The sequence below is a fragment of the Pseudomonas sp. GW822-FHT02G04 genome (assembly GCF_058802085.1).
In genome coordinates this window covers 78,816-103,865 of the sequence record NZ_JBXANU010000006.1, presented here as the reverse complement: position 1 = coordinate 103,865, position 25,050 = coordinate 78,816, and the positions used below count along the sequence as shown (strand labels likewise).

Sequence of the window (25,050 nt, the reverse complement as noted above, 5' to 3'; positions counted from 1 at the left end):
TTTTAGATGGCATATGAAAGGACATCATGTCGCAGACAAGTGGTGTTCATGCGCAGGATTTTCAGTGTCTGTGGCGTCTGTGGCGAGGGGGCTTGCCCCCGTTCGGCTGCGAAGCAGTCGTAATTTGCGCGAATGCGGTTTGTCTGAAGAAATGTCATCGCAGGTTTTGGGGCCGCTTCGCGACCCAACGGGAGCAAGCCTCCTCGCCACAGAAGTTCCTCTTCAGTCGAACATGAACAACGCATCATTGCTGAACTGCGCTTCGAACCGGCTGGCCGGCATCGGGCGGCCGAACAGGTAGCCCTGAACCTCATCGCAGCCATGCTCGCGCAGGAAGTCGAGTTGCTCATGGGTTTCCACACCCTCGGCGATTACCGCCAGATTGAGGCTGTGGGCCATGGCGATGATCGCCCGGGCAATCTGCGCATCCTGTTCACCCGACGGCAGGCCATCAACGAAGGTGCGGTCGATTTTCAGCACATCGATCGGGAATTGCTTGAGGTAGTTGAGCGATGAGTAGCCGGTGCCGAAGTCGTCGACCGCAATGCTCAGGCCGAGGTTTTTCAGACCGGCAAGAATCTGCATCGCTTCGCTGACTTCGCGCATCAGGATACTTTCGGTCAGCTCCAGCTCCAGGCACGCCGGCGGCAGGCCGGTTTCCTTGAGGATGGTGGCGATCCGCGTGCCGAGCTGCCCGTCGGAGAACTGCCGGGCCGAAATATTCACCGAAACCTTCGGCACCCGCACCTTGGCCTGGTGCCAGGTCTTGAGTTGACGACAGGCCTCACCGATCACCCAGTCGCCGACATCCACCACCAGCCCGAGCTCTTCGAGCACCGGAATGAAATCCCCCGGCGGCACCAGACCGCGGCGCGGATGGCGCCAGCGCAGCAGGGCTTCGGCGCCGGTCAGGCGTTTGCCGTCGCCGCTGAATTGCGGCTGGTAGTACAGCACGAATTCGTTTTGTTCCAGGGCGTGGCGCAAATCGCTTTCCAGCTCCAGACGCTCCAGGGCGCTGGCGTTCATGTCGGCCTGATAGAACTGGAAGTTGTTCTTGCCGCGCTCCTTGGCGTGGTACATCGCGGTGTCGGCGTTCTTCATCAGCTGGCTGAGTTCGCTGCCGTCCTGAGGGCTAAGGGCGATGCCGATACTGGCGGTGACGAAGAACTCGCGGCCTTCGAGCACGAACGGTTTCACCAGGCTGGCGAGGATCTGTTCGGCCACGTGAATCGCCCGGTTCAGCGCGATCTCACGGTTGACCCGCGGTTGCAGCAGCAACGTGAACTCATCACCGCCCATGCGCGCCACGGTGTCGTCATCGTCGACGCAGCCGAGCAGGCGCGCGGCCATTTCCTTGAGCATGCGGTCGCCGGCGGCATGGCCCAGGGAGTCGTTGATCGGCTTGAAGCGGTCCAGGTCGAGGAACATCAGCACCACCCAGGACTTCTGCCGTTCGGCCGATTGCAGCGCGGTGTGCAGGCGATCCTGGAACAGCGTGCGGTTGGGCAGGTGGGTCAGGGCGTCGTAATAGGCGAGGCGGTGAATCCGTTGCTCACTCGCCTTGCGTTCGCTGATGTCACTGAAGAAACACACATAGCTGGCCAGGTCGCCTTCGTCGTCGAGCACCGCCGTAATCCCGACCCAGGCCGGATAGTGTTCGCCGTTGCGACGCTTGAGCCAGACTTCGCCTTCCCAGGTGCTGTGCTGATGCAATTGCTTGAGCACATAGCGCAGATGAGCTTCCTGCTGCTCGTCGACGGTGAGCATGTTCGGCAACTGGTCGAGCACCTGGGACACCGCATAGCCGCTGACGCGACTGAAGGCCTCGTTGGCCTGGACGATGTAGCCGGCCGGGTCAGTGATCAGAATCGCCGAGGTCGAATGCTCGAATACCGTGGCTGCCATGCGCAGGTCTTTCTCGGCCCGGCGCTGCTGGCTGATGTCGCGACCGACCCCGAGCACGCCTTCGAAGGCGCCGTGTTCGTCCCAGACCAGTACCAGACGCAGCTCGATGGGAATCTTGCGCCCATCGGCCCGCAGGCAGTCGAACAAAAACAGTTGGGTCTGTACCTGACTGCGCAGCAGCGCCAGTTGATCGGGTTTATCCAGCGCTTTGCTGACCCGGTCCATCAGGCTGTAGATGCCGCTCAGTTGTTGCGGGTTGGCAATGGTCGATTGCCAGCCGTTCTGGAATATCCAGTCGGCGTCGAAGCCCAGCACCGCTTGCACCGAAGGGCTGACGTAATTGAGCGCCATCTTGCTGTCGGTGGAGAAAATCACGTCGCTGATGCTTTCGGCGAGCATCCGGTAGCGCTGCTCGCTGTCGCGCAGGGATTCACTGGCTTCGATCTGCTCGGTGATGTCCTTGGCCACGCCGATGATGCGCGTGACCTGATCGTGCTTGTCCCGCGCCAGGGCCTGTTCGCGAATGTCGAAACGTCGCCATTTGCCATCGCGATGACGGAAGCGCAGCTGGCATTGCAGCAATTGGGTGTAACCGGCGTGGCGCTGGGATTGGCGCGATCGGTGGTAGTAGTCGGCATCTTCCGGGTGCAGGAGGATTTCCCAGAAGTACTCGCCCATCTGGTGCAGCTCGGTGCGGTTGTAACCCAGCGTCTGCCCCAGGTGATGGTTGCTGAAGATCATCCGCTGGCTGATCACGTCCTGCACATACAGGTGATCCGGCACGGTACGCACCACATCGGACCAGAACCCTTCACGCTCCAGCAGCGAAAGCTCTATGAGTTTTCGGCTGGTAATGTCGCTGATGCTCAGGATCACCGCTCTATAGTCGGGCTGATCTTCCGGCAGGCGCAGCACCAGCCACAAGTGCTGGTCGCGGCCATTGGCATCCTGGAGTTTGATTTCCAGCTCAAGCTGTTTCTGCTGGTGGAGCACCGCTTCGAGTACTTGATTGCCGATGGCCGTGCAGTCCAGTGGGCAGCCGTTGATCAGCAGTTTCCAGGCCTGGTCGCAAGAATTGACGTTGAGCAGTTGCAGGGCGACCTGGTTGACTTCGGTGATGCGCAATTCCTGCAACAGTTGCTGGCGTTGCTCCGGTATCTCGAGCCAGGTTCTCAACTGCTCGCTGCTGGTGAGTTGCGCCTTGTCGAAAAAACTTTTGAGCCCGGACAGGTCGAGCACGCACAGGGCAACGCCGGTGCCTTCGAAGATGTCCTGATAGCGTCGGCGGCCTTCATGCAGTTGGCGTTGGCGGCGACGGATGTTCAGTAAAGCGACGAACGGTAACAGCGAGAAGGCCAGTCCCAGCAGGCATTTGCCGATGAACGCCGGCAGCAGTTGTTCGATCACCCGCTGCCGGTCGAACAGCCCGCGCAGTTGCCAGTCGCTGCCGCTCAGGGGGACGGTCAACACGCTGTTGGTCAGTTCGTCGGGTGTCAGCACCGCGGGTTTGGCTGAGGGCAGGGCGTCATCGCGACTGATGATCTGATGATTGATGCGATTTTCCACCAGCCACAGGGGGCGGATGCCGGCGTCGCCCTGTTTGGTCAGCGAAGAGAAAAACGTCGGTGTCAGGCGCAGGGCCCAGTAGCCGCGGGTGCTGCCGCTAGCCTGATGCAGGAGCAGGTGCACCACCGAACCGTCATCGGCATTGCTGAAATAGTGAGCCTGGGCACGGCTGCGCTGGACCAGTTCGCTCAGGTAGTTGGCGTCCTGGCTGTCGACGGCGCTGTCGCCGAGGACTTTTCCGGAGGGGCTAAGCAGCGCCAGGCTGCGCAGGTCGGGCAGAGCCTGTTGCAGTTTGCGCAGCAACGCCTGCTGTTCGTCGGCGCTTTGCGGTTGTTCGACGATCGGTAGCAGATTAAGGGCGATCTGGGCGTTGAGCGCCATGTTGAGGCTGACTTGAGAAGCCAGATCGGCGGTGTAGTCGATGGTGTACTGGCGCTGGTTTTTCTGGGTTTCGCGCAGCTGATCCAGCAACTGCCAGAACAGCAGTGCGAGCAGCAACAGCACCAGAGTCGCCAGCGCGCCCTTCAAGCTTCCGCGCAGGGGCGAGCCGAGCCCAGGGTTGAGCACGCTCGCGGACGGTGGCGGAGTGACATTGGACAAACTGTAATCCTGCGGTTTGGCTGGACTGGCGCGCGTGCACTATAAGCCGGACGCCCGAAGGGCGGCTAGCATGCCTTGAGTTGTGGCGAAGTGCCAGTCCCGCTCGGCTGGACTGCCTTCTGTCAATGAGGTAGCTTTGCCGGTTACGCGGGAGCGTTCCAGCTCCTAGGTTTTTTCAGCGCGCCGCCTTGATACCCATCAAACGAACGACGCGCATGGCCTGGCCGGGCATCGCCTGCGCTCCAATCATTCATCAGTCACTGACCCTAGGTTCTCCATGGCTCAATACGTCTTCACCATGCATCGGCTGGGCAAAGTTGTTCCGCCGAAGCGGGAAATCCTGAAAAACATTTCGCTGTCGTTCTTCCCCGGCGCCAAAATCGGCGTCCTCGGCCTCAACGGTTCGGGTAAGTCCACGCTGCTGAAAATCATGGCGGGCGTCGACACCGAGTTCGACGGCGAAGCCCGTCCGATGCCGGAGCTGAACATCGGCTACCTGCCGCAAGAACCGATCCTGGACCCGACCAAGACCGTGCGTGAAGTGGTCGAGGAAGCGGTCAGCGTGATCAAGGACGCCCAGGCGCGTCTGGACGAGGTCTACGCGGCCTACGCCGATCCGGATGCCGACTTCGACAAGCTGGCTGCAGAGCAAGCCAAACTTGAAGCCATCCTGCAGGCCAGCGATGGCCACAACCTGGATCGCCAACTGGAAGTCGCTGCCGATGCACTGCGTCTGCCGGCCTGGGATGCCAAGGTTGAACATCTTTCCGGTGGTGAAAAGCGTCGTGTGGCCCTGTGCCGCCTGCTGCTGTCCGCCCCGGACATGCTGCTGCTCGACGAACCAACCAACCACCTGGACGCCGATTCCGTCGCCTGGCTGGAGCATTTCCTGCACGATTTCCCGGGCACCGTGGTTGCGATCACGCACGACCGTTACTTCCTGGACAACGTTGCCGGCTGGATCCTCGAACTCGACCGCGGCGCCGGTATCCCGTACGAGGGCAACTATTCGGGTTGGCTCGAAGCCAAGTCCGATCGTCTGGCGGCCGAATCCAAGCAGCAATCGGCCCATGAAAAGGCCATGAAGGAAGAACTGGAGTGGGTGCGCAAAGGCGCCAAGGCCCGCCAGTCCAAATCCAAGGCTCGTCTGCAACGCTTCGAAGAAATGCAATCGCAGGAATTCCAGAAGCGCAGCGAAACCAACGAGATCTACATCCCGGCCGGTCCGCGCCTGGGCGACAAGGTCATCGAGTTCAAGAATGTCACCAAGGGCTACGGCGATCGCGTGCTGATCGACAACCTGTCGTTCTCCATGCCTAAAGGCGCCATCGTTGGCGTGATCGGCGGTAACGGTGCCGGTAAATCGACCCTGTTCCGCATGCTGATGGGCAAGGAAACGCCGGATTCGGGCAGCATCGAAGTCGGCGAAACCGTGCAACTGGCGTGCGTCGATCAGAGCCGTGAAGACCTGGATGGCAGCAAGACTGTGTTCCAGCAGATCTCCGACGGTTCCGACCAGATTCGCATCGGCAGCTACGAGATCCCGTCGCGTACCTACGTCGGTCGTTTCAACTTCAAGGGCGGCGATCAGCAGAAGTTCGTCAAGGACCTGTCCGGTGGTGAGCGTGGTCGCTTGCACCTGGCCCTTACCCTGAAAGAGGGCGGCAACGTCCTGCTGCTCGACGAACCGTCCAACGACCTCGACGTTGAAACCCTGCGTTCCCTGGAAGAAGCCTTGCTGGACTTCCCGGGCGCCGCCATTGTGATCTCTCACGATCGGTGGTTCCTTGACCGCGTCGCGACGCACATCCTGGCGTACGAAGACGACTCGCAAGCGGTGTTCTTCGAAGGCAACTACACCGAGTACGAAGCCGATCGCAAGAAACGCCTCGGCGAAGCGGCCTCCCAGCCGCACCGCGTACGGCACAAGAAACTGGCCTGATTTCAGGCTGGTTGCATAAAAAAACGGAGCCTTCGTTCGGGGGCTCCGTTTTTTATGGGCGTTGTAGGAGCGAGGCTTGCCCGCGAAGGCGTCATCAAATTCACTCGATCTCTATCGCCAGAACCTCAATCACCAAATCCCCCGCCGGCCGCTTCCACAACACCTCATCGCCCTTGTGCGCGCCCAGCAACGCCCGACCCAGCGGCGAACTCCAATTGATCAAGCCATGGGCGGCATCCGCCTGGTCTTCTCCGACCAATTGCACGCGCTGCTCATGATCGTGCTCGTCGGCAAAGGTCACCCAGTTGCCGATCTGCACTTTGTCGGTCGAGGAGGCTTGTGCGACCAACTGCGCACTTTGCAGGCGCTGCTTGAAGTAGCGCCAGTCGCGATCGAGGTCGGCCTGGCGCTGCTTGTCGGCCAGGTCACCTTTGGCGCTTTCCTCGTCGAGCAGGTTTTGCAGCTCGGTGACTTTCGCCTGAAGCTGTGCGAGCCCGGCGGGCGTGACGTAATTGGGCTGCGCGCTGACCTGTCGTTCGACTGGCAGGTCGGCTTGCGCGGCAGCGTTATCTTCATTGACGAAGGCGCGACTCATGTTGTTCTCCCGTTATAGGGTTTGGGCCATGGTCGCGTGCTTTAAGTTTCGACGAATGTCTGTAAACGACTTATTGCGAGCGATAGGCTCGCGCGGCGTCCCGGTCTTTCTCTCGTTGCCAGGCCCTTTCGCGCTCATCCCAATGGCGTTCCCTGTACTCGTTTCGATCCTCGTTTTCGCGCATGGCCTGGCATTGACGGAAGCCATCGGTCCAGCCTTCGGCGTATTGCTTGTCCTTGAGGTAGCGTGGGACGTTTTTGCGAAATTCACCGGTAATCGCCCCGGCGGCTTGCCGGCCACTGCTGCAACCGTCATCGAAGCCATCGGCGAACGCCGGCGGATAACCCCTGGCGATCAGATCCTCGTGGGTCGACTGACACCCTGTGATCAAGACCAATAACCCCAACACTCCCACGCAACGCCACATCTCGGACTCCAGGGCCGTTCAACGGCCTATAGGGGAAGTCTAGAAGCGGATTTGTCGGATGGGAGTGAAAGAAAGGTCAAAAGATCAATAGTGATACCACTTCACTTCAAGCATCACTTCGTTTTCAGGTGACGCCAGGTGGCTGAATTCGCGTTGGGCACTCAGGCGCAAACCGAGGTTACGCGACAATTCCCACTGCTGATTCACGCTCATGCTCCGGCGCACTTCGCCATTGGTGAAGTAATCGCCCTTGGCTTCCAGGCTGAAATTACCCAACGGGTTTTTCCACAGCAGGCCACTGTTGAAGCCTGCCGCCGGGGCAATGAAACCGGCGAAGTCGTTGTTGTGCTCCACACGCACGGTGCCCAAGGCGAACCCGAGCATGTCGTCGCCCAGTTGCCAGGTCCCGCCGCCGCCACCGTTGACATGACTGACCAGGGTTTCGTCATCATGCTTGCCCGGTACACGTTCCAGGCCGCCGGTGACTTGCCACGACAGCGGCTGCAACAGCGCGTTGCGCGGGGTCAGGGAGCGGATGGTCGCCAGGTCCAGTTGCTGCAACTGCCAGTGATTGCCTTCGTATTGGCGCAGCTTCATCTGCAGGATTTCGATCTGCGCGCCAAGGGGGAAGCTTTCGGCGTTGTCGTTGAGGTCGTGGTAGGCCATGCGCAGGCCATATTCGCCGAAGGCTTTGTCACCCCGGGTGCCGATGCCAGCCTGCCATGTGCGGGACTCGTGGCCATCCTCAGGCAAGCCAGGTCGCGCAATGTCCAGTTCCGGAGGCGGGTTTTGATTGATCGCGCGCAGCAATTCGAAACTGCGCTGAGCCCGTTGCGGGTCACGTTCCTGACCGTTGGCGCGATAACGCTCCAGGCGATAAGCCGCATCGATGATCAATGCCTGGCGCTCGCGCGGTTGTGCCTTGAATGCCGGCTCCTGCAATTGTTTCTGATCGGCGCTGACTTTCAGCACCCACTGCTGCTCTTCATCGGTCAACGGCTCTGCACGGCTCAACAGCTCCCGCTCGCGGGACGGGCGATATTCGATCGATTCCACCAGCCCGGCCTGTTTCACCGCTTTGACGGTGTCGGTGGGGATAGCGGTCAACGGGAATTGCTCGGTTAACCTCAGGTTCGGCCGCGCCACTTGCAGCAGCTCAAGCAGGCGATAGGAGCAGTTTTCATCGAAGAAGAAGTAATCGAACTGGATCTGCTTGAGCTCCCAGACATGCTCGACCATGCGCTCGGTTTCCTGCTGGGTCAGGTTCAGGCGGTATTCCCACAGGTCGCGGTTCTCGAGGCTACGGTATTCCGAGAGTTTTTCCTGGTACGGCACCAGCGCAAACAGCCCCGGATAGCCGCCCATCAGGCCTTTCCAGGCATACAGAATGCTGTTGTCCGAACCTTCGATGTAGGCGCCAAAGTTGATTGCGTAACTGAGCAGCGAGGTCTTGTCGTTCTGTACATTGGCCTGATCGATGCGCAGCAGGGTGTGGCCGAACATCGACGACGGGCTGTTCAGGTAGGCAGCCGGGAAAATCATCACCGCGCTGTGGGGCGAAACGTCCTTGAACCATTGCTTGAATTCAGCACAGTCCGGTGACGGCAGATCTGTCAGGTCAAGTTGCGTCTTGAGCCAGCGAGTACGGGCCGGGTAGACGCATTGCGCATGCTGCTCGCCGGCACTGGCCGGGGCGTACAGCGCCTGTACGGTCGCCGTCAGTTCACGCTCGGGGTGTTCGTTGCCGTCGGGGGCAAGAAAGAATTTTTTGTCGCTGACATAGCTGCGCCAGCCACCGAGCTTGGCGGTTTCGTAATGACCCAGGGAAATCCAGAAGGGGTCGTTGGCCAGTTGCTGCAAACGTTGATTGTCGATGTGGGGCGCGGCGGACAGCGGGGCGCAGACACAGAGCGCCAGCCAGGCAAGGCGTTTGAGCATAGTGAGCAACTTAAGTCGAAAGAAACAAAGACCCAAAGGGGCAGGCCAAAAAGGGCCAGGGTCAAAAAATAAAACCCGCTCCCCAAAGAGAGCGGGACGGGTCGAGCTTAAGCTTGAGTGGCGTACTTGGCCAGACGAGGATCGTTCTTCAATACGGCCAGGGTATTGGTGTGCACATCTTCAGCGGTCACATCCGCTTTGCTGAAAATTTGCTGGAAGTGCTGATGAGTCACAGCGGCGAAATACGCACGATCTTGCGGTGCCACGCCCAGTACCACGGCGTAAGTGGTCAGCGCTTCGCCCTGACCTTTAGCCATGTCTTCGGACAACTCGTTCATCATGCCATTCATGGCAATCCAGGATTTGCCGCCATAGGTCAGCGCCGCATTGGTCGCGCAACCGTTGGTACCGGAGGTCATGCCGAAAGTTGCGTTGCCGGAGGTGCCGTTGGTGGTGGATGCGAGGAAGTGTGCCGGGGTGCCACGCTGACCTTCGAACAGCATGTTGCCCCAACCGCAGTCCGGACCGCCTGGCGCCTGAGCCATGGCGTTGATGGATACAGCGGTGAAGAGAGTACCAAGAAGAATCCGTTTCATAGCTATGTTCTCTTTGTGTGCATACCAATGGACAGGGTGCTGGCCCCTAATGGTGCCAGTGGGCCGGTTATTCGTTTATTGCGTTCCAGCCGCGCAGTTTGGAGTTTAGGCAGGTTCCAGGGGTTCCGTGATTTTTTGCGAGACATTCCCTGAAAACATTGATTTTGGCTCGCGCGGCCCGGGGCTGAGGGTTTGTCTATGCTTTGGCTTGAGGCGCGCCTTGCCAGTGAGGTGCAGGCAGCGCCAGAATGCCGCTATCTGCCCCGCCTGATGTAAGGAAGCCCGATGCCTGATCCTGTTGCTGCCAGCTTGCGTCTAGCGCCTGAAGCGCTGACCCGTCCGTTTTCCGCTGAACAGTTCAGCTTCTCTACCACCAATGATCTGGAGCCCTTCCGCGGTGTGCTTGGCCAGGAACGTGCGGTCGAAGCCTTGCAGTTCGGTGTGGCCATGCCACGCCCCGGTTACAACGTATTTGTCATGGGCGAGCCCGGCACTGGCCGGTTTTCGTTCGTCAAGCGCTACCTCAAGGCCGAAGGCAAACGCCTGCAGACCCCGGCGGACTGGGTCTACGTCAATAATTTCGATGAGCCGCGCGAGCCTCGCGCCCTGGAGTTGCCGTCGGGCACCGCTGGCGCCTTTATCGGTGACATCAACGGCTTGATCGACAATTTGCTGGCGACCTTTCCGGCGGTGTTCGAGCACCCGTCCTACCAGCAGAAGAAAAGCGCCATCGACCGCGCGTTCAACCAGCGTTATGACCGTGCACTGGATGTGATCGAACGTCTGGCGCTGGAGAAAGACGTCGCGCTCTACCGCGACAGCAGCAACATTGCCTTCACACCGATGAGCGAAGGCAAGGCCCTGGATGAGGCGGAATTCGCCCAGTTGCCGGAAGCCGAGCGCGAGCGCTTTCACGACGACATCTCCGGGCTCGAAGAGCGGTTGAACGAAGAACTCGCCAGCCTGCCGCAATGGAAGCGCGAGTCGAGTAATCAACTGCGTCAACTCAACGAAGAAACCATCACCCTGGCCTTGCAGCCATTGTTGGCGCCGCTGTCGGAAAAGTACGCGGAAAACGCAGGCGTTTGCGGTTACCTGCAAGCGATGCAGGTGTACCTGCTCAAAACGGTGGTCGAGCAACTGGTGGACGACAGCAAGACCGACGCCGTCGCCCGTAAATTGCTTGAAGAACAATACGCCCCGAGCCTGGTGGTGGGGCATCCGTTCAGCGGCGGTGCGCCGGTGGTGTTCGAGCCGCACCCGACCTACGACAACCTGTTCGGCCGCATCGAATACAGCACCGATCAGGGCGCGCTCTACACCACCTATCGGCAGCTGCGACCGGGTGCTCTGCACCGGGCCAACGGCGGTTTCCTGATCCTCGAAGCGGAAAAAATGCTCAGCGAGCCATTCGTGTGGGATGCGCTCAAGCGCGCCATACAATCGCGCAAACTGAAAATGGAATCGCCACTGGGTGAACTGGGCCGTCTGGCCACCGTGACGCTGACACCGCAACACATTCCGTTGCAGGTCAAAGTCGTGATCATCGGCGCCCGGCAGCTCTACTACACGCTGCAAGACCTCGATCCGGACTTCCAGGAGATGTTCCGCGTCCTGGTGGATTTCGACGAAGACATCCCGATGGTCGACGAGAGCCTGGAGCAGTTCGCCCAGTTGCTCAAAACCCGTACATCCGAGGAAGGCATGGCACCGCTGACCGCCGATGCGGTGGCGCGCCTGGCGACTTACAGCGCGCGTCTGGCCGAGCACCAGGGGCGTTTGTCGGCGCGGATTGGTGATCTGTTCCAACTGGTCAGCGAGGCGGATTTCATTCGCGACCTGGCGGGCGACGAGATGACTGACGCCGGGCACATCGAGCGTGCACTCAAGGCCAAGGCCACCCGTACCGGGCGGGTTTCGGCGCGGATTCTCGATGACATGCTGGCCGGGATCATTCTGATCGACACCGATGGCGCGGCGGTCGGCAAGTGCAACGGGCTGACGGTGCTGGAAGTCGGCGATTCGGCCTTCGGGATACCGGCGCGGATTTCCGCCACGGTGTATCCGGGCGGCAGCGGCATCGTCGACATCGAGCGCGAGGTCAACCTCGGTCAGCCGATTCACTCCAAAGGCGTGATGATCCTCACCGGGTATCTGGGCAGCCGTTATGCCCAGGAATTCCCGTTGGCGATTTCCGCGAGCATCGCCCTGGAGCAGTCCTACGGTTACGTCGACGGCGACAGCGCATCGTTGGGCGAGGCCTGCACGCTGATCTCGGCCTTGTCGAAAACTCCACTCAAGCAGTGCTTTGCGATTACCGGTTCGATCAACCAGTTCGGTGAAGTGCAGGCGGTAGGCGGGGTCAACGAGAAGATCGAAGGCTTCTTCCGGCTTTGCGAAGCTCGCGGCCTGACGGGCGAGCAGGGGGCGATCATTCCTCAGGCCAACGTCGCCACGCTGATGCTCGACGAGAAGGTGCTGGCAGCGGTGCGCGCGGGGCAGTTCCATGTCTACGCAGTGCGCCAGGCCGACGAGGCGCTGAGCCTGCTGGTCGGCGAGCCGGCCGGTACGCCGGATGAGAATGGCGACTTTCCCGAGGGCAGCGTCAACGCGCGGGTGGTGGAACGCTTGCGGGTGATCGCGGAAATGGTCAGCGAGGAAGACCTCAAGGAGGCCGAAAAGGAGTTGGCGCAGGAAGCATTGCTGGAAGTCAAACCAGCCTGAGTTGTTCGCCTTGTAGGAGCGAGGCTTGCCCGCGAAGAGGCCGTGTCAGTCGACATCAATGTTGTCTGATTCGCCACCTTCGCGGGCAAGCCTCGCTCCTACAAGGGGCCGACAAGCTGCTCGCCACAAGTCTGGCGTCAATATTTGCACGGTGACCACTCGGCGCCTTCTGGCCGCGGTCCGCGTGCGAACCGGACTTTTCTTCTATTCTCTGCTCAAGGATATCGACAGTTATCACTGGATCGAGACAGCCTTCCCGTGGAGGCTGAATACCGGATCTACCGAGGGTCGCCGCCATGTCGCGCAACCTCTGCCTCACCCGTCAATGCTTGGGCCTTGTGACCCGTATCGAATGTGCTATCCGCCCGCTGGCGGGAGATACGGGCATGTGGACCTTGCTTTTTGCCGCCGGAATGGCCGGCGAGCAACCTTCAGCCATCAAGGCTCAAGGCCCGTTCCGTGGGCCGGTCGTGGCTGAATCGATCCTCGACACCATCGTTGAAAGTCTGACTCTGCATGGCTACGAGCTGGCCGATGACCCGCAAATCTGGTGCCTGCACCTGCAAGCCCAGTTGCGAGAGATCAACGGTGGCCGTTTCCACAACCTTGCCGGTCCCGGGTTTCGGCCCGAGGGCTGATCCAGGCTATTGATCCAGGTTGGCAGGCTCGGTCTTGTCGAGTTTGACCTCGAAACCGTATTGCACGGTGGTGAGGTTGGTTCGCTGATAAGTTTCCAGACGTGTGGGCTGGCCGTAGAAGTAATGCACTGCGAATAACCCCGGGCCTTGCGCGTTCGCGTCGTGACTGACCGAAAGAATCTCCCTCAGATAGTTGCCACTGTCGTCCTTGGCGAAAAAGCGCCAGTCCTGGTCGGGGAACAGCCTCAGATCAACCACCAACTCATTCCCTTTGAGCGCCAGGCCCTTGGGCAGTTGGTGGGCGTCGTAGGTTTGCTTGTCGACAGTCGCCAGGAACAGCGGCATGGAGCCCACCGCGTAGGCCGGAGTTTCTGCAAACAGATTCAGATCGTAGGTGATGCTGCTGCGTAGCGGGTCGACCTGATACGCCTCCGGTGGCAGCTCGATCGGCCCGTCGCGCCGGCCATTGCTGTCTTGGGTAAAGAACGTCACGGGACTTTCGCCGGGATTGAACGAGGTGCCGAGCAGTTCGTCATTGAAACTTCTGGGGTGATCGAAATCGATGCGCGCGGCGCTCGGATCATCGACCGACTGGCTGATGCTGATGCTTTTTTTCAGTTGCGCCTCGCTCAGCGTTGCACCCTTGAGCCAGGTCGCAGCCTGGTCGTCGTATACCACCGCGGGCAAGGCCAGTGGCTGGATGGTTTTTTCCGTAGTGTGCGGGTCGAAGCGGCGTACCGGCAGGTTCAGGCTCTTGCGGGTCACCGTGACCGCCGAGAAGTCCAGCAGACTGACTTCGAGTGTGTCGATCGACCCGTTGAAGTACACCTTGGCGTAATGCCGGGTTTGTTGCTTTTCAAACGCACGCTGATCGTCTTCGAGCTGTTTTTCGAAAGCTTCGCTCCAAGCCTTCTGCTGTTGCATTTGCGCCAGTTGTTTTTGATAGAACGCAATTTGCGCGGCGGTTTCATTGATCGCGCCCGAGCGCGAGAGGAATTGCCCGGTGGTGTCCCTGGCCTGAACGATCAGCGGGTTGGGCGGTGTATCGCGAACCTCGGGGGCCGGCGGCGCGCTGTTACTGAATTCGATTTCGGCATAGTTATTGGCCAGTTTCAGCAGCGTGACACTGAGGTTGTCATTGGTGCGCGTCTGGCCGATGTCCTTTTTCGTCAGGTCGAAGCTGTAGAGTCGGCGCGGGGCGATGACCTCCACCTTGCCTTGCAGGCTCACTGGTTGTGGCAGGTTCTTCTTGTCCACACCCAGGCCTTCGATGAAGGGGTAGGTCACCGTCAAATCATCGGGGTTGGTCAGGTTGGAGCTCGACGGGCTCAGCTGGATTCCGGGGTCGGTTTCTGACCATTCCGGCTGAAACGCGATGACGCGCTTGTTGCTGAGGGTAACCGATTGCCATTCCAGGTCATGAGGGAAAAGGAATGCGCCAGGGGTGTTGAAGTGAAGGGGGAATACCGGTTGCAGATCGGTCAGGTAATCCGAGCTGGACTCCTTGTGCAGCACGAGCAGCCCGTTGATGTAGGTGTCGACCAGCGCCTGGGGCGTGGGGTAGTGCTTGAACACGGCGAGGGCATCTTCGCCGTATTCGGTGACCACCGGTTTACTGTCGAGCTTGAGTTGCGCGCGCTCGAGTAGCAGCAGTGAACCGCCGAGTTCGGTCACCACGTCCTTGAGTTTCGGATCCTTGATCGCCTCCAGAGACTTTTCGAATTGCGCGGTCTTTTCTTCGAGGCTGACCTGGCGTTTCTCATCGCTGGGTGAACAACCACCGAGCAGCAATGCGAGGCAAAGTCCGGCACTCGTTAAAGGCAATCGCACATCCATTTCCAGTTTTCCTGTCCGATGTCGCTGACCTGTCATTGATCTGGACACTAGCAGAAAAACTTTGTCACACACACGCAGGTTGCGGATTTTCCGGCGGTTTCTGGGTGTAACAGGCGGCTGTTATACTCGCCGCCATTTCCAGCCCCTTGTGTGAGATTCAATGGAACGCTTTATCGAAAATACAATGTACGCCTCCCGCTGGTTACTGGCGCCGATCTATTTTGGTTTGTCGCTGGGCTTGCTGGCGTTGGCACTGAAATTCTTCCAGGAAGTCATCCACGTCATCCCTAACGTGTTCTCGATGGCCGAGTCGGATCTGATTCTGGTGTTGTTGTCGCTGATCGACATGGCGCTGGTAGGCGGCTTGCTGGTGATGGTGATGATTTCCGGTTACGAAAACTTCGTTTCCGAACTGGACATCGACGACAGCAAGGAAAAACTCAACTGGCTGGGCACCATGGATTCGTCTTCGTTGAAGATGAAGGTCGCGGCTTCTATCGTGGCGATTTCGTCGATCCACCTGCTGCGAATCTTCATGGACGCCAAGAACGTCGATCCCGAGCATTTGCAGTGGTACGTGATCATCCACATGACCTTCGTGGTATCGGCGTTTGCCATGGGTTACCTGGACAAGCTGACCAAGCACTGATCCGCTCTTACTTGCTTCACCGCACCGCCCGTCTGTTGCGAAACAGACGGGCGGTGTCGTTTGTGGCTTGTACTTTAGTGCGTCGAGGCATATCCATGTAAGGATCCTGGCTCGCCACTGCATGAGGTGCGTTCATGAACCTGCAAGAGTTGAATGCGTATGCCATCGCCGGAAAGATCGATGAGCTGAACCTGATCTCGATGGAAGGCGTGTTCTACGTACTGGAGGCTCGGATGCATGGTGCGGCGCATCCAGTGCTCGATGCTCATGGCGTGACATTGCAGCTGCGCTCGGTCGAGCATGCGCGTGAAGTGCTTCATGCCTGCCCCAAGCCATTCAACGTTGTACATACCTCGGCTCATGATGAAATGTGCGGTGCCAGCGCCGAGGAAAGTCCGAAATTACCGAGCACCTTCCGTTCTGCGTAACAGGGCTGATGCCGCTCATCAACGTGACTGCAACTGTGCTAGTCTGCTCGCCCTTTTGATTCCGGGCGCTCCGGGATGCGCTGTGCACGCACGGCAAGTTCCAGGGCCGTCCGCACAGCGGAGCAGTGTCATGTCCGAAGTAAATCTGTCCACCGACGAAACCCGCGTCAGCTACGGCATTGGCCGTCAGTTGGGCGACCAACTGCGTGACAACCCGCCACCGGGCGTGAGCCTGGACGCTATCCTGGCTGGTTTGACCGACGCGTTCGCCGGCAAGCCAAGCCGTGTGGGTCAGGAAGAAATGTCCGCCAGCTTCAAGGTGATCCGCGAGATCATGCAAGCCGAAGCGGCTGCCAAGGCTGAAGCTGCTGCTGGCGAAGGTTTGGCTTTCCTGGCTGAAAACGCCAAGCGTGAAGGCATCACTACTCTGGCTTCGGGCCTGCAATTTGAAGTGCTGACTCAAGGTGAAGGCGCCAAGCCAACCCGTGAAGATCAAGTACGCACTCACTACCACGGCACTCTGATCGACGGCACTGTGTTCGACAGCTCCTACGAGCGCGGCCAGCCTGCAGAATTCCCGGTGGGCGGCGTTATCGCTGGCTGGACCGAAGCCCTGCAACTGATGAATGCCGGCAGCAAATGGCGTCTGTACGTGCCGAGCGAACTGGCTTACGGCGCTCAAGGCGTTGGCAGCATTCCGCCGCACAGCGTATTGGTATTCGACGTCGAACTGCTCGACGTTCTGTAATCCTGTGATCCTGTAGGAGCGAGGCTTGCCCGCGAACGCATCAACTCGGTTTCAAGCTCAAACCGGGTCCCTGCTTCGCGAGCAAGCTTCGCTCCTACAGAGATTTGCTGTGTTACTCATATTTCGATCTTGTTGTGCAGCTCATTCGTCGGGCGCAGCGCCCGGGCATAGCAGAACAGAAACAGATTGCGCACCAGTTCCTTGAGCACCACCGGCTCACTGGAACTCAGGCCGTTGACGTCCAGATCACCCTGATCCTGCAGCTCGTTCAAGGCTTCTTCTTCAAGCACCGCACAGACTTCTCCGGTTTCCCGATGCAGGATTCTGAGGTAGGGGTGTGGGCGGTCCAGCCAGGCATCGATCAAATAAGTCATGAGTCTCATCTCCATTGACGGGTTTCAATGAGAATAATTCTTATTCGTCAAATAGCAAGGGTCTATTGGCGGTTTGCTTTTTTTTGCGGGTAAAGATTGCGTAAGGTCAAAACGGCTGGCGTTTGGCTATTGCGAGGACATGCTGGGTGGCGCGGGGGAGGGCGAAGCTCCATCCCACGCCAGGCGCGGGATGGAGTACAAAAGGCTCAGACTTTTCTGACGAACTCGGATTTGAGTTTCATCGGGCCGATGCCGTCGATCTTGCAGTCGATGTCGTGGTCGCCATCGCACAGGCGGATGTTCTTGACCTTGGTGCCGACCTTGACCACCAGGGAAGTGCCTTTGACCTTGAGGTCCTTGATCACGGTGATGGTATCGCCGTCCTGCAGGACGTTGCCGACCGAGTCCTTTTTCACGGTATCGTCGGACGCTACTTCGGCTTCGCCGTTGGCGGACCACTCATGGGCGCACTCCGGGCAGATCAGCTGTGCGCCGTCTTCGTAGGTGTATTCGGAATTGCATTTCGGGCAGGGTGGCAACGTGCTCACTAAAGCTCCTTGGATTCAGGATGGCTAAAAAGCGCACATTATATAGGGTTTATACGAGGAGGGGTGACACATGACTTGTAGGAGCGAGGCTTGCCCGCGAATGCGATCTACCAGCCGGATTAATGTGACTGACGTATCGCCTTCGCGGGCAAGCCTCGCTCCTACAACCGCGGATCAGTGCGTGCGAGCGACCGCAAACTCGCTCAGCTCCACCAGCGCATCGCGGTATTCGCTGGCGGGCAGGGCGTCGAGGCACTTGATCGCACGGGCCACGTAGTCGCGGGCCAGTTGCGCGGTGTAATCCAGCGAGCCGGAAGCTTCGACCGCTTCGCGAATGCTTTCCAGGTCTTCGATGCCACCTTTCTGGATCGCCTGACGAACCAGTGCGGCCTGCTCCGGAGTGCCTTCGCGCATGGTGTAGATCAGCGGCAGCGTCGGCTTGCCCTCGGCCAGATCGTCACCGACGTTCTTGCCCAGGGTCTCGGCGTCGCCACGGTAGTCCAGCAGGTCGTCGACCAGTTGGAAGGCTACGCCCAGGTGATCGCCGAAGGTGCGCAGCGCTTCGCTCTGTTCCAGCGAGGCACCGGCCAGGGCAGCGGCACTGTGGGTCGAAGCCTCGAAGAGCATCGCGGTTTTGCCGCGAATGACTTCCATGTAGGTTTCTTCGGTGGTGCTGGCGTCGCGGACCTTCGACAGCTGTAGCACCTCGCCTTCAGCGATGATGCGCGTGGCTTGCGAAAGGATCTTCATCACCGGCATGGAGCCCAGTTCGACCATCATTTCGAAAGAACGCGAATACAGGAAGTCGCCTACCAGCACGCTCGGCGCGTTGCCCCACATGGCGTTGGCGGTCGAACGGCCACGGCGCATGCCGGACATGTCGACGACGTCGTCGTGCAGCAGGGTGGCGGTGTGCAGGAACTCGATGGTCGCGGCCAGCAGACGCAGGTCATCGCCTTCGCGGCCCAGTGCCTTGCCGCATAGCAGTACGAGCAAGGGACGCAGGCGTTTACCGCCAGCCGAGGTAATGTAGTCGCCGATTTTCGATACCAGCGGCACTCGGGAAGTCAGCTGCTTCTTGATGATGCCGTCGACGGCGCTAAAATCGTCCGCCACCGCGCGGTAGAAAGCTTGGGGTTGCATCAGCGACAGTTGCTCCAGAAGGGTTGCGCGGCATGCTAGGACCCACGTCCGGGCCTGTCAAGGCGCGATGGGCGGCCACTTGCAACGCCAGAGCAGCTTGCGTACAATCGCGCACCCTGAACTTCCTGGGCAGCACCTGCCTTACGCAATTGCAAGCGGGCCTTCCAGCCCCATGCAGCCATGCCAGCCAATACCTCTTCTTATAAAGAGCTGGGTGAGCAGGATTATCGGAGAAATACCATGTCTTATGCAGTAATCGTTACTGGTGGCAAGCAGTACAAAGTCGCTCCAGGTGAATACCTGAAGATCGAAAAACTGGAAATCGCTACCGGCGAATCCGTAACTTTTGATCGCGTTCTGTTGGTTGCCAATGGCGACGACGTGAATATCGGCGCTCCAGTTGTTCCTGGCGCTACCGTTGTGGCTGAAGTGATCTCCCAAGGTCGTCACGATAAAGTCCGCATCATCAAGTTCCGTCGCCGTAAGCACCACATGAAGCGTATGGGCCACCGCCAGTGGTACACCGAGATCAAAATCACCGGTATTCAGGCTTAATCAGCCTAATTCCTCACTAGGAGAATTGAACTCATGGCACACAAAAAAGCTGGTGGTAGTACCCGTAACGGTCGCGACTCAGAAGCCAAACGCCTTGGCGTGAAGATGTATGGCGGCCAGGTCATCAAGGCCGGTAACATCATCGTGCGTCAGCGCGGCACCCAATTCCACGCTGGCTACGGCGTTGGCATGGGTAAAGATCACACCCTCTTCGCGAAAATCGAAGGCGTGATCAAGTTTGAAGTAAAAGGCGCCTTCGGTCGTCGTTACGTGAGCGTCGTCGCAGCTTAATTGCGCGATCGCTGGAAAAGCCCTGTCTTGCGACGGGGCTTTTTCGTTTGTGGGGTGAGTCTCTTGCAAAGCTGTTTGTGATGGGCTCCAGCGCTGTATTGGCGGTCGTTGATTGAGGTCGCTGCGCTCATTTTTGCAAGAGTCTTATGTCTTGGTTGTTTTTCGGCTCGTCCGTATGGCGAGAGGCGTTTTGTTATGAAGTTTGTTGATGAAGTATCGATTCGAGTAAAGGCCGGCGACGGTGGCAACGGTTGCATGAGTTTCCGTCGGGAAAAATTCATTGAAAACGGCGGCCCGAACGGCGGCGACGGTGGTGATGGCGGTTCCATCTACATGATGGCCGACGAAAACCTGAACACCCTGGTCGACTACCGTTACACCCGGCACTTCGATGCCGAGCGCGGTTCCAACGGTGGCAGCACCGACTGCACCGGCAAAAAAGGTGAGGATCTGATCCTGCGGGTGCCGGTCGGTACCACAGTGATCGACTCTGCCACCCAGGAAGTCATTGGCGACCTGACCAAGGCCGGCCAGAAGCTGATGGTGGTTCAGGGCGGCTGGCATGGTCTGGGCAACACTCGTTTCAAATCCAGTACCAACCGCGCGCCGCGCCAGACCACGCCGGGTAAGCCGGGTGAGCAGCGCGACCTGAAACTGGAAATGAAGGTGTTGGCGGACGTCGGTCTGCTCGGTTTGCCGAACGCCGGTAAGAGTACCTTCATTCGCTCGGTGTCGGCCGCCAAGCCGAAAGTCGCTGACTACCCGTTCACCACGTTGGTGCCGAACCTGGGTGTGGTCAGTGTCGATCGCTGGAAGAGCTTCGTGGTCGCGGATATTCCGGGCCTGATCGAAGGTGCTTCCGACGGCGCGGGCCTGGGGATTCGTTTCCTCAAGCACTTGTCGCGTACGCGTTTGCTGCTGCACCTCGTCGACATGGCGCCGCTGGATGATACCAGTGCGCCGGATGCTGCTGAGGTGATCGTCAGCGAGCTGACCAAGTTCAGCCCGTCCCTGGCTGAGCGTGATCGCTGGCTGGTGCTGAACAAGTGCGACCAGATCCTCGAAGAAGAGCACGATGCTCGCGTCAAGGAAATCGTTGATCGTCTGGAATGGACCGGTCCTGTCTACGTGATCTCGGCGATCGCCAAGCAGGGTACCGAGCGTCTGTGCCACGACATCATGCGTTACCTGGAAGATCGCGCCGATCGCTTGGCTAACGACCCAGCCTACAAAGAAGAGTTGGCTGAACTCGATCAGCGTATCGAAGATGAAGCTCGTGCCCAGCTGCAGGCGCTGGACGATCAGCGTGCTCTGCGCCGCAGCGGCGTGAAGTCGGTCCATGACATCGGTGACGACGATTGGGACGAAGAAGATGTGGATGACGAAGATGGTCCGGAAATCATTTACGTGCGTGACTGATTCGTTGCGATAAACTTAAGCGCCGCTCACTGGAGCGGCGTTTTAGTATCTGGAAATCGACTGTTGGTCACGAAGAACCACGAATAACGTCACGGGCAGTGCCAGGTCGCGCTGCCCTCAAGCTAAGGTTGAAGATGATGCGGAGCAAGGTGACAGGTGCGCAGCGTTGGGTCGTGAAGATCGGCAGCGCTTTGCTGACGGCGGACGGCAAGGGCCTGGATCGCGCGGCGATGAGTGTCTGGGTCGAGCAGATGGTTGCCCTGCATGAGGCGGGCGTTGAGCTGGTGCTGGTGTCCTCCGGGGCGGTGGCAGCAGGCATGAGCCGTCTGGGCTGGACCTCGCGACCCAGTGCGATGCACGAGTTGCAGGCGGCTGCCGCCATCGGTCAGATGGGGCTGGTGCAGGCCTGGGAGTCGAGCTTCGCCGAACATGGTCGGCATACCGCACAGATTCTCCTGACTCACGACGACTTGTCCGACCGCAAGCGCTACCTGAACGCTCGCAGTACCCTGCGCGCGCTGGTCGAGCTCAAGGTGATCCCGGTGATCAACGAGAACGACACGGTGGTCACTGACGAAATCCGTTTCGGCGACAACGACACATTGGCGGCGCTGGTGGCGAATCTGGTCGAAGCCGATTTGCTGGTGATCCTCACTGATCGCGACGGCATGTTCGATGCTGATCCGCGCAACAATCCCGACGCCAAGCTGATTTACGAGGCGCGGGCCGATGATCCGGCGCTCGATGCGGTAGCCGGTGGCACTGGTGGTGCGCTGGGGCGTGGCGGCATGCAAACCAAATTGCGCGCTGCGCGTCTGGCGGCACGCTCCGGTGCGCACACCATCATTGTTGGTGGGCGCATCGAGCGAGTGCTGGATCGCCTCAAGGCTGGCGAGCGCATCGGCACCTTGCTGTCACCTGAGCGCGGCATGCTGGCGGCCCGCAAACAGTGGCTGGCCGGGCATCTGCAAACTCGCGGCACGCTGGTGCTGGACGCGGGTGCGGTGACCGCGCTGTCCCAAGGCAATAAAAGTTTGCTGCCGGTAGGTGTAAAGCTGGTCCAGGGCAGCTTCCGTCGCGGCGAAATGGTGGTCTGTGTGGCGCCGGACGGTCGTGAAATCGCCCGTGGCCTGGCTAACTACAGCGCTCTGGAAGCACAAAAAATCATCGGTCAGTCGTCTGAGGCGATTATCGGTCTGTTGGGTTACATGGCGGAGCCGGAGCTGGTTCACCGCGATAACCTGATTCTGGTCTGAAGGAATACCTGAATGCGTGTGGCAAAAGGATTATTGGGTTTGTTGTTGGCGATGCCGCTGCTGGCCTCGGCCGAGGAAATTGGCCAGGTGTCGACGGTGTTCAAATTCGTCGGCCCGAACGACCGGATTGTTGTTGAGGCGTTTGATGATCCGAAAGTGGAGGGCGTGACCTGTTACCTGTCGCGCGCCAAGACGGGTGGCGTGAAAGGTGGTCTGGGATTGGCCGAGGATCGCGCTGAGGCGTCTATTGCATGCCGTCAGGTCGGGCCGATCAACTTCAAGGGTGAGCTCAAGGATGGCGAGGAGGTGTTCAAGGAGCGCACCTCGCTGGTATTCAAGACTATGCAGGTGGTGCGATTCCTCGACAAGAAGCGCAATACCCTGGTGTATCTGGTCTACAGCGATCGTTTGATCGAGGGTAGTCCGCAGAATGCGGTGACAGCGATTCCGATTCTGCCGTGGACGCACGCTCAGTAAGATAACGAAGATCCAAATGTGGGAGCGAGCCTGATCGCTCCCACATTTTTTTGCATTGTATTTAATAAATCGCAGGCAATAAAAAACCGACCCTGAGGTCGGTTTTTTAACGAGCGCGTCGCTTAGGCAGCAGCGGCAACGTTCAGGGCCTTGACGTGGCCATTCAGACGGCTCTTATGGCGAGCAGCTTTGTTCTTGTGGATGATGCCTTTATCGGCCATACGGTCGATAACTGGCACGGCCAGAACGTAAGCAGCTTGAGCTTTAGCAGCGTCTTTTGCGTCGATGGCTTTAACTACATTCTTGATGTAGGTACGAACCATGGAACGCAGGCTGGCGTTGTGGCTGCGACGCTTCTCAGCCTGTTTTGCACGTTTTTTGGCGGAAGGTGTGTTGGCCACCGTCGAGCTCCTCGAAAGACTTTTTAGGAAATAGCAAACAAAATAGGCCGCGAATCATGCCGATGAGTTGATGGCTTGTCAAGGGCGGGAGAGACGTTCCGCTAAGTGGCCGGTTCCGACCCCATGAAAACTACTGCGCTCGGCAATACAGCGTTGAAAGCAGACTCGAAATGCTCATTGACTAAAGTCAACTCCGCTATCTCGCCTGTTTTCGCCTTATCTTGCCTTCGCTCGCTACGTTTTCAAGGGGACGGTGCGCTGGATATTTCTTTCCGGCGCGCGACCTGTAAACTCGCGAGCTTTGGCTCTGTGCTGTTGCGGCGCGGAGTATCGCATAAGTGGGCGCGTTGTTCGCCTGCTGTTTATCGACAGGCACAAACTCTTTCAATGAATCTGCTCAAATCGTTGGCCGCTGTCAGCTCTATCACGATGCTTTCCCGGGTGTTGGGGTTTGTTCGTGACACTCTAATCGCCCGTGCATTTGGTGCCGGAATGGCGACCGACGCCTTCTTTATCGCCTTCAAACTGCCCAATCTGCTGCGGCGGATCTTCGCCGAAGGAGCATTTTCCCAGGCTTTTGTGCCGATTCTTGCCGAATACAAAAGCCAGAAGGGCGAGGAGGCGACGCGAACCTTCATTGCCTACGTCTCGGGCCTGCTGACACTGGTACTGGCGCTGGTCACCGCGTTGGGCATGCTCGCCGCCCCCTGGGTTATCTGGGCCACTGCACCGGGTTTCGTCGATTCTCCGGAAAAATTCCGGCTGACCACCGATCTGCTGCGGGTCACTTTCCCTTATATATTGCTGATCTCTCTGTCATCGCTGGCCGGGGCGATCCTTAACACTTGGAACCGCTTCTCGGTGCCGGCCTTCGTGCCGACCCTGCTCAATGTCAGCATGATCATCTTTGCGGTATTCCTGACGCCGTATTTCGATCCGCCGGTGATGGCGCTGGGCTGGGCTGTTCTGGTGGGGGGGCTGGCGCAGTTGCTGTTTCAACTGCCGCACCTGAAAAAAATCGGCATGTTGGTATTGCCGCGCCTGAACCTGCGCGATAGCGGCGTCTGGCGGGTCATGAAGCAGATGCTGCCCGCGATCATCGGGGTTTCGGTGAGCCAGATATCGCTGATCATCAACACCATTTTTGCCTCGTTCCTGGTGGCCGGTTCCGTGTCCTGGATGTATTACGCCGACCGCCTGATGGAATTGCCATCCGGCGTGCTGGGTGTGGCGCTGGGCACGATTTTGTTGCCGACGCTGGCCAAGACCTATGCCAGCCAGGATCGCCACGAATACTCGCGGATCCTCGATTGGGGGCTGCGCCTGTGCTTCATGCTGGTGTTGCCGTGCGCCCTGGCGCTGGGGATTCTGTCTGAGCCGCTGACGGCTTCGCTGTTCCAGTACGGCCAGTTCAGTGCTTTCGATGCGGCCATGACCCAGCGTGCGTTGATCGCTTATTCCGTCGGCTTGCTGGGGATTATTGTGATTAAAGTGCTGGCACCGGGCTTTTATGCGCAACAAAACATCCGCACCCCGGTAAAAATCGCGATTTTCACCTTGATTGTCACCCAGCTGTTCAACCTGGTGCTGATCGGTCCGCTGGCTCACGCCGGCCTGGCCCTGGCCATCAGCGCGGGTGCCTGCATCAACGCCGGTTTACTGTTTTATCAACTGCGCAAGCAGCAGATGTATCAGCCGCAACCGGGCTGGGCGAAGTTCGGGCTCAAATTGCTGGTGGCGGTAGCGGTGATGTCTGCGGTATTGCTGGGCGCGATGCACTTTATGCCGGCCTGGGGGCAGGGGTCTATGCTTGAGCGGCTGCTGCGTCTGGGCGCATTGGTGATCGCCGGCGTCGTGGCGTATTTCGGCATGTTGCTGTTGATGGGCTTCCGTTTGCGCGACTTCAATCGCAAGGCCTTGAGCTGAAGACGTTATCTCGATAATCATGGGCGAACCGGCAGTTTTGTCGGCTCGATTACTTTGGGTTACGGTGT

22 protein-coding genes are annotated in these 25,050 nt (G+C 59.1%); 12 read left to right on the top strand and 10 right to left on the bottom strand.

The window, feature by feature from the left end; genetic code table 11:
- Positions 1-222: 222 nt before the first annotated feature.
- The gene (locus tag AC1RO5_RS10590) at positions 223-4,071 is read right to left on the bottom strand and encodes a sensor domain-containing protein (protein ID WP_493174835.1); all 3,849 of its coding nucleotides are present in this window, start codon (positions 4,069-4,071) and stop codon (positions 223-225) included.
- A gap of 277 nt (positions 4,072-4,348) precedes the next feature.
- Between AC1RO5_RS10590 and ettA the strand changes: the two genes are divergently transcribed.
- A complete protein-coding gene (ettA, locus tag AC1RO5_RS10585) occupies positions 4,349-6,013 on the top strand; it encodes an energy-dependent translational throttle protein EttA (protein ID WP_493174834.1) in 1,665 nt (554 codons plus the stop codon).
- A gap of 100 nt (positions 6,014-6,113) precedes the next feature.
- Here ettA and AC1RO5_RS10580 read toward each other — a convergent pair whose 3' ends face one another.
- From AC1RO5_RS10580 to AC1RO5_RS10565, 4 genes are all read right to left on the bottom strand, one after another.
- Positions 6,114-6,608, bottom strand: a complete 495-nt coding sequence (locus AC1RO5_RS10580) for a GreA/GreB family elongation factor (protein ID WP_493174833.1) — start codon at positions 6,606-6,608, stop codon at positions 6,114-6,116.
- A 70-nt stretch (positions 6,609-6,678) separates the two neighbouring features.
- Entirely contained in the window at positions 6,679-7,035 is a 357-nt protein-coding gene (locus AC1RO5_RS10575; protein WP_493174832.1) for a hypothetical protein, read from the bottom strand.
- 84 nt (positions 7,036-7,119) lie between these two features.
- On the bottom strand, positions 7,120-8,973 hold the full coding sequence (locus AC1RO5_RS10570) for an Lnb N-terminal periplasmic domain-containing protein (protein ID WP_493174831.1): 1,854 nt from the start codon (positions 8,971-8,973) through the stop codon (positions 7,120-7,122).
- A 107-nt stretch (positions 8,974-9,080) separates the two neighbouring features.
- A complete protein-coding gene (locus AC1RO5_RS10565; protein ID WP_493174830.1) occupies positions 9,081-9,569 on the bottom strand; it encodes a DUF3015 domain-containing protein in 489 nt (162 codons plus the stop codon).
- Positions 9,570-9,854: 285 nt separating this feature from the next.
- Here AC1RO5_RS10565 and AC1RO5_RS10560 point away from each other — a divergent pair, with 285 nt between their 5' ends.
- Together AC1RO5_RS10560 and AC1RO5_RS10555 are read left to right on the top strand one after the other, a co-directional pair.
- On the top strand, positions 9,855-12,293 hold the full coding sequence (locus AC1RO5_RS10560) for a Lon protease family protein (RefSeq protein ID WP_493174829.1): 2,439 nt from the start codon (positions 9,855-9,857) through the stop codon (positions 12,291-12,293).
- A gap of 296 nt (positions 12,294-12,589) precedes the next feature.
- Positions 12,590-12,931 carry a PA4575 family protein gene (locus AC1RO5_RS10555; protein ID WP_019581273.1) on the top strand — a complete coding sequence of 114 codons (342 nt, stop codon included), beginning with the start codon at positions 12,590-12,592 and terminating at the stop codon, positions 12,929-12,931.
- Between the two features lie 6 nt (positions 12,932-12,937).
- Here AC1RO5_RS10555 and AC1RO5_RS10550 read toward each other — a convergent pair whose 3' ends face one another.
- Entirely contained in the window at positions 12,938-14,767 is a 1,830-nt protein-coding gene (locus AC1RO5_RS10550) for a hypothetical protein (protein ID WP_493174828.1), read from the bottom strand.
- Positions 14,768-14,927: 160 nt separating this feature from the next.
- Here AC1RO5_RS10550 and AC1RO5_RS10545 point away from each other — a divergent pair, with 160 nt between their 5' ends.
- The 3 genes from AC1RO5_RS10545 (at position 14,928) to bamJ (ending at position 16,592) form a co-directional block, all read left to right on the top strand.
- Positions 14,928-15,416 carry a TIGR00645 family protein gene (locus AC1RO5_RS10545; protein WP_007938436.1) on the top strand — a complete coding sequence of 163 codons (489 nt, stop codon included), beginning with the start codon at positions 14,928-14,930 and terminating at the stop codon, positions 15,414-15,416.
- A gap of 134 nt (positions 15,417-15,550) precedes the next feature.
- On the top strand, positions 15,551-15,844 hold the full coding sequence (locus AC1RO5_RS10540) for a DUF6482 family protein (protein WP_493174827.1): 294 nt from the start codon (positions 15,551-15,553) through the stop codon (positions 15,842-15,844).
- A gap of 130 nt (positions 15,845-15,974) precedes the next feature.
- On the top strand, positions 15,975-16,592 hold the full coding sequence (bamJ, locus tag AC1RO5_RS10535) for a BamJ family beta-barrel-assembly machinery protein (RefSeq protein ID WP_007938433.1): 618 nt from the start codon (positions 15,975-15,977) through the stop codon (positions 16,590-16,592).
- Positions 16,593-16,708: 116 nt separating this feature from the next.
- Here the strand turns inward: bamJ and AC1RO5_RS10530 are convergent, their stop codons facing one another.
- From AC1RO5_RS10530 to AC1RO5_RS10520, 3 genes are all read right to left on the bottom strand, one after another.
- Positions 16,709-16,966 (bottom strand): PA4570 family protein, encoded by a 258-nt coding sequence (locus AC1RO5_RS10530; RefSeq protein ID WP_007938432.1) that lies wholly within the window; start codon positions 16,964-16,966, stop codon positions 16,709-16,711.
- 206 nt (positions 16,967-17,172) lie between these two features.
- A complete protein-coding gene (locus AC1RO5_RS10525) occupies positions 17,173-17,514 on the bottom strand; it encodes a zinc ribbon domain-containing protein YjdM (protein WP_007938431.1) in 342 nt (113 codons plus the stop codon).
- Between the two features lie 174 nt (positions 17,515-17,688).
- Complete coding sequence (locus tag AC1RO5_RS10520; protein ID WP_019650960.1) at positions 17,689-18,657, bottom strand: polyprenyl synthetase family protein; 969 nt, start codon at positions 18,655-18,657, stop codon at positions 17,689-17,691.
- Between the two features lie 240 nt (positions 18,658-18,897).
- Between AC1RO5_RS10520 and rplU the strand changes: the two genes are divergently transcribed.
- The 5 genes from rplU to AC1RO5_RS10495 all read left to right on the top strand — a co-directional run bounded on the left by rplU (position 18,898) and on the right by AC1RO5_RS10495 (position 22,655).
- Positions 18,898-19,212 (top strand): 50S ribosomal protein L21, encoded by a 315-nt coding sequence (rplU, locus tag AC1RO5_RS10515; RefSeq protein ID WP_007901869.1) that lies wholly within the window; start codon positions 18,898-18,900, stop codon positions 19,210-19,212.
- Between the two features lie 33 nt (positions 19,213-19,245).
- The gene (gene rpmA, locus AC1RO5_RS10510; protein WP_003228360.1) at positions 19,246-19,503 is read left to right on the top strand and encodes a 50S ribosomal protein L27; all 258 of its coding nucleotides are present in this window, start codon (positions 19,246-19,248) and stop codon (positions 19,501-19,503) included.
- A 195-nt stretch (positions 19,504-19,698) separates the two neighbouring features.
- Positions 19,699-20,922: an Obg family GTPase CgtA gene (gene cgtA, locus AC1RO5_RS10505; RefSeq protein ID WP_018925882.1), complete on the top strand. Its 1,224-nt coding sequence runs from the start codon at positions 19,699-19,701 to the stop codon at positions 20,920-20,922.
- A gap of 137 nt (positions 20,923-21,059) precedes the next feature.
- A complete protein-coding gene (proB, locus tag AC1RO5_RS10500; protein ID WP_493174968.1) occupies positions 21,060-22,178 on the top strand; it encodes a glutamate 5-kinase in 1,119 nt (372 codons plus the stop codon).
- A gap of 12 nt (positions 22,179-22,190) precedes the next feature.
- Positions 22,191-22,655 (top strand): CreA family protein, encoded by a 465-nt coding sequence (locus AC1RO5_RS10495; protein ID WP_007938427.1) that lies wholly within the window; start codon positions 22,191-22,193, stop codon positions 22,653-22,655.
- 122 nt (positions 22,656-22,777) lie between these two features.
- Here the strand turns inward: AC1RO5_RS10495 and rpsT are convergent, their stop codons facing one another.
- The gene (gene rpsT / locus AC1RO5_RS10490) at positions 22,778-23,056 is read right to left on the bottom strand and encodes a 30S ribosomal protein S20 (RefSeq protein ID WP_007901883.1); all 279 of its coding nucleotides are present in this window, start codon (positions 23,054-23,056) and stop codon (positions 22,778-22,780) included.
- A gap of 387 nt (positions 23,057-23,443) precedes the next feature.
- Between rpsT and murJ the strand changes: the two genes are divergently transcribed.
- Complete coding sequence (murJ, locus tag AC1RO5_RS10485) at positions 23,444-24,982, top strand: murein biosynthesis integral membrane protein MurJ (protein WP_493174826.1); 1,539 nt, start codon at positions 23,444-23,446, stop codon at positions 24,980-24,982.
- Positions 24,983-25,050 lie beyond the last annotated feature (68 nt).

Excerpts from the sequence above, each read along its gene's own strand:
- AC1RO5_RS10560 (WP_493174829.1), top strand. The coding sequence starts at position 9,855 with ATGCCTGATCCTGTTGCTGCCAGCTTGCGTCTAGCGCCTGAAGCGCTG.
- AC1RO5_RS10495 (WP_007938427.1), top strand. The coding sequence starts at position 22,191 with ATGCGTGTGGCAAAAGGATTATTGGGTTTGTTGTTGGCGATGCCGCTG.
- AC1RO5_RS10575 (WP_493174832.1), bottom strand. The coding sequence starts at position 7,035 with ATGTGGCGTTGCGTGGGAGTGTTGGGGTTATTGGTCTTGATCACAGGG.
- AC1RO5_RS10550 (WP_493174828.1), bottom strand. The coding sequence starts at position 14,767 with ATGGATGTGCGATTGCCTTTAACGAGTGCCGGACTTTGCCTCGCATTG.
- AC1RO5_RS10530 (WP_007938432.1), bottom strand. The coding sequence starts at position 16,966 with ATGACTTATTTGATCGATGCCTGGCTGGACCGCCCACACCCCTACCTC.
- proB (WP_493174968.1), top strand. The coding sequence starts at position 21,060 with ATGCGGAGCAAGGTGACAGGTGCGCAGCGTTGGGTCGTGAAGATCGGC.
- rplU (WP_007901869.1), top strand. The coding sequence starts at position 18,898 with ATGTCTTATGCAGTAATCGTTACTGGTGGCAAGCAGTACAAAGTCGCT.
- AC1RO5_RS10520 (WP_019650960.1), bottom strand. The coding sequence starts at position 18,657 with ATGCAACCCCAAGCTTTCTACCGCGCGGTGGCGGACGATTTTAGCGCC.
- AC1RO5_RS10540 (WP_493174827.1), top strand. The coding sequence starts at position 15,551 with ATGAACCTGCAAGAGTTGAATGCGTATGCCATCGCCGGAAAGATCGAT.
- ettA (WP_493174834.1), top strand. The coding sequence starts at position 4,349 with ATGGCTCAATACGTCTTCACCATGCATCGGCTGGGCAAAGTTGTTCCG.
- AC1RO5_RS10545 (WP_007938436.1), top strand. The coding sequence starts at position 14,928 with ATGGAACGCTTTATCGAAAATACAATGTACGCCTCCCGCTGGTTACTG.
- murJ (WP_493174826.1), top strand. The coding sequence starts at position 23,444 with ATGAATCTGCTCAAATCGTTGGCCGCTGTCAGCTCTATCACGATGCTT.
- AC1RO5_RS10565 (WP_493174830.1), bottom strand. The coding sequence starts at position 9,569 with ATGAAACGGATTCTTCTTGGTACTCTCTTCACCGCTGTATCCATCAAC.
- AC1RO5_RS10570 (WP_493174831.1), bottom strand. The coding sequence starts at position 8,973 with ATGCTCAAACGCCTTGCCTGGCTGGCGCTCTGTGTCTGCGCCCCGCTG.
- AC1RO5_RS10555 (WP_019581273.1), top strand. The coding sequence starts at position 12,590 with ATGTCGCGCAACCTCTGCCTCACCCGTCAATGCTTGGGCCTTGTGACC.
- AC1RO5_RS10580 (WP_493174833.1), bottom strand. The coding sequence starts at position 6,608 with ATGAGTCGCGCCTTCGTCAATGAAGATAACGCTGCCGCGCAAGCCGAC.
- cgtA (WP_018925882.1), top strand. The coding sequence starts at position 19,699 with ATGAAGTTTGTTGATGAAGTATCGATTCGAGTAAAGGCCGGCGACGGT.
- bamJ (WP_007938433.1), top strand. The coding sequence starts at position 15,975 with ATGTCCGAAGTAAATCTGTCCACCGACGAAACCCGCGTCAGCTACGGC.
- rpmA (WP_003228360.1), top strand. The coding sequence starts at position 19,246 with ATGGCACACAAAAAAGCTGGTGGTAGTACCCGTAACGGTCGCGACTCA.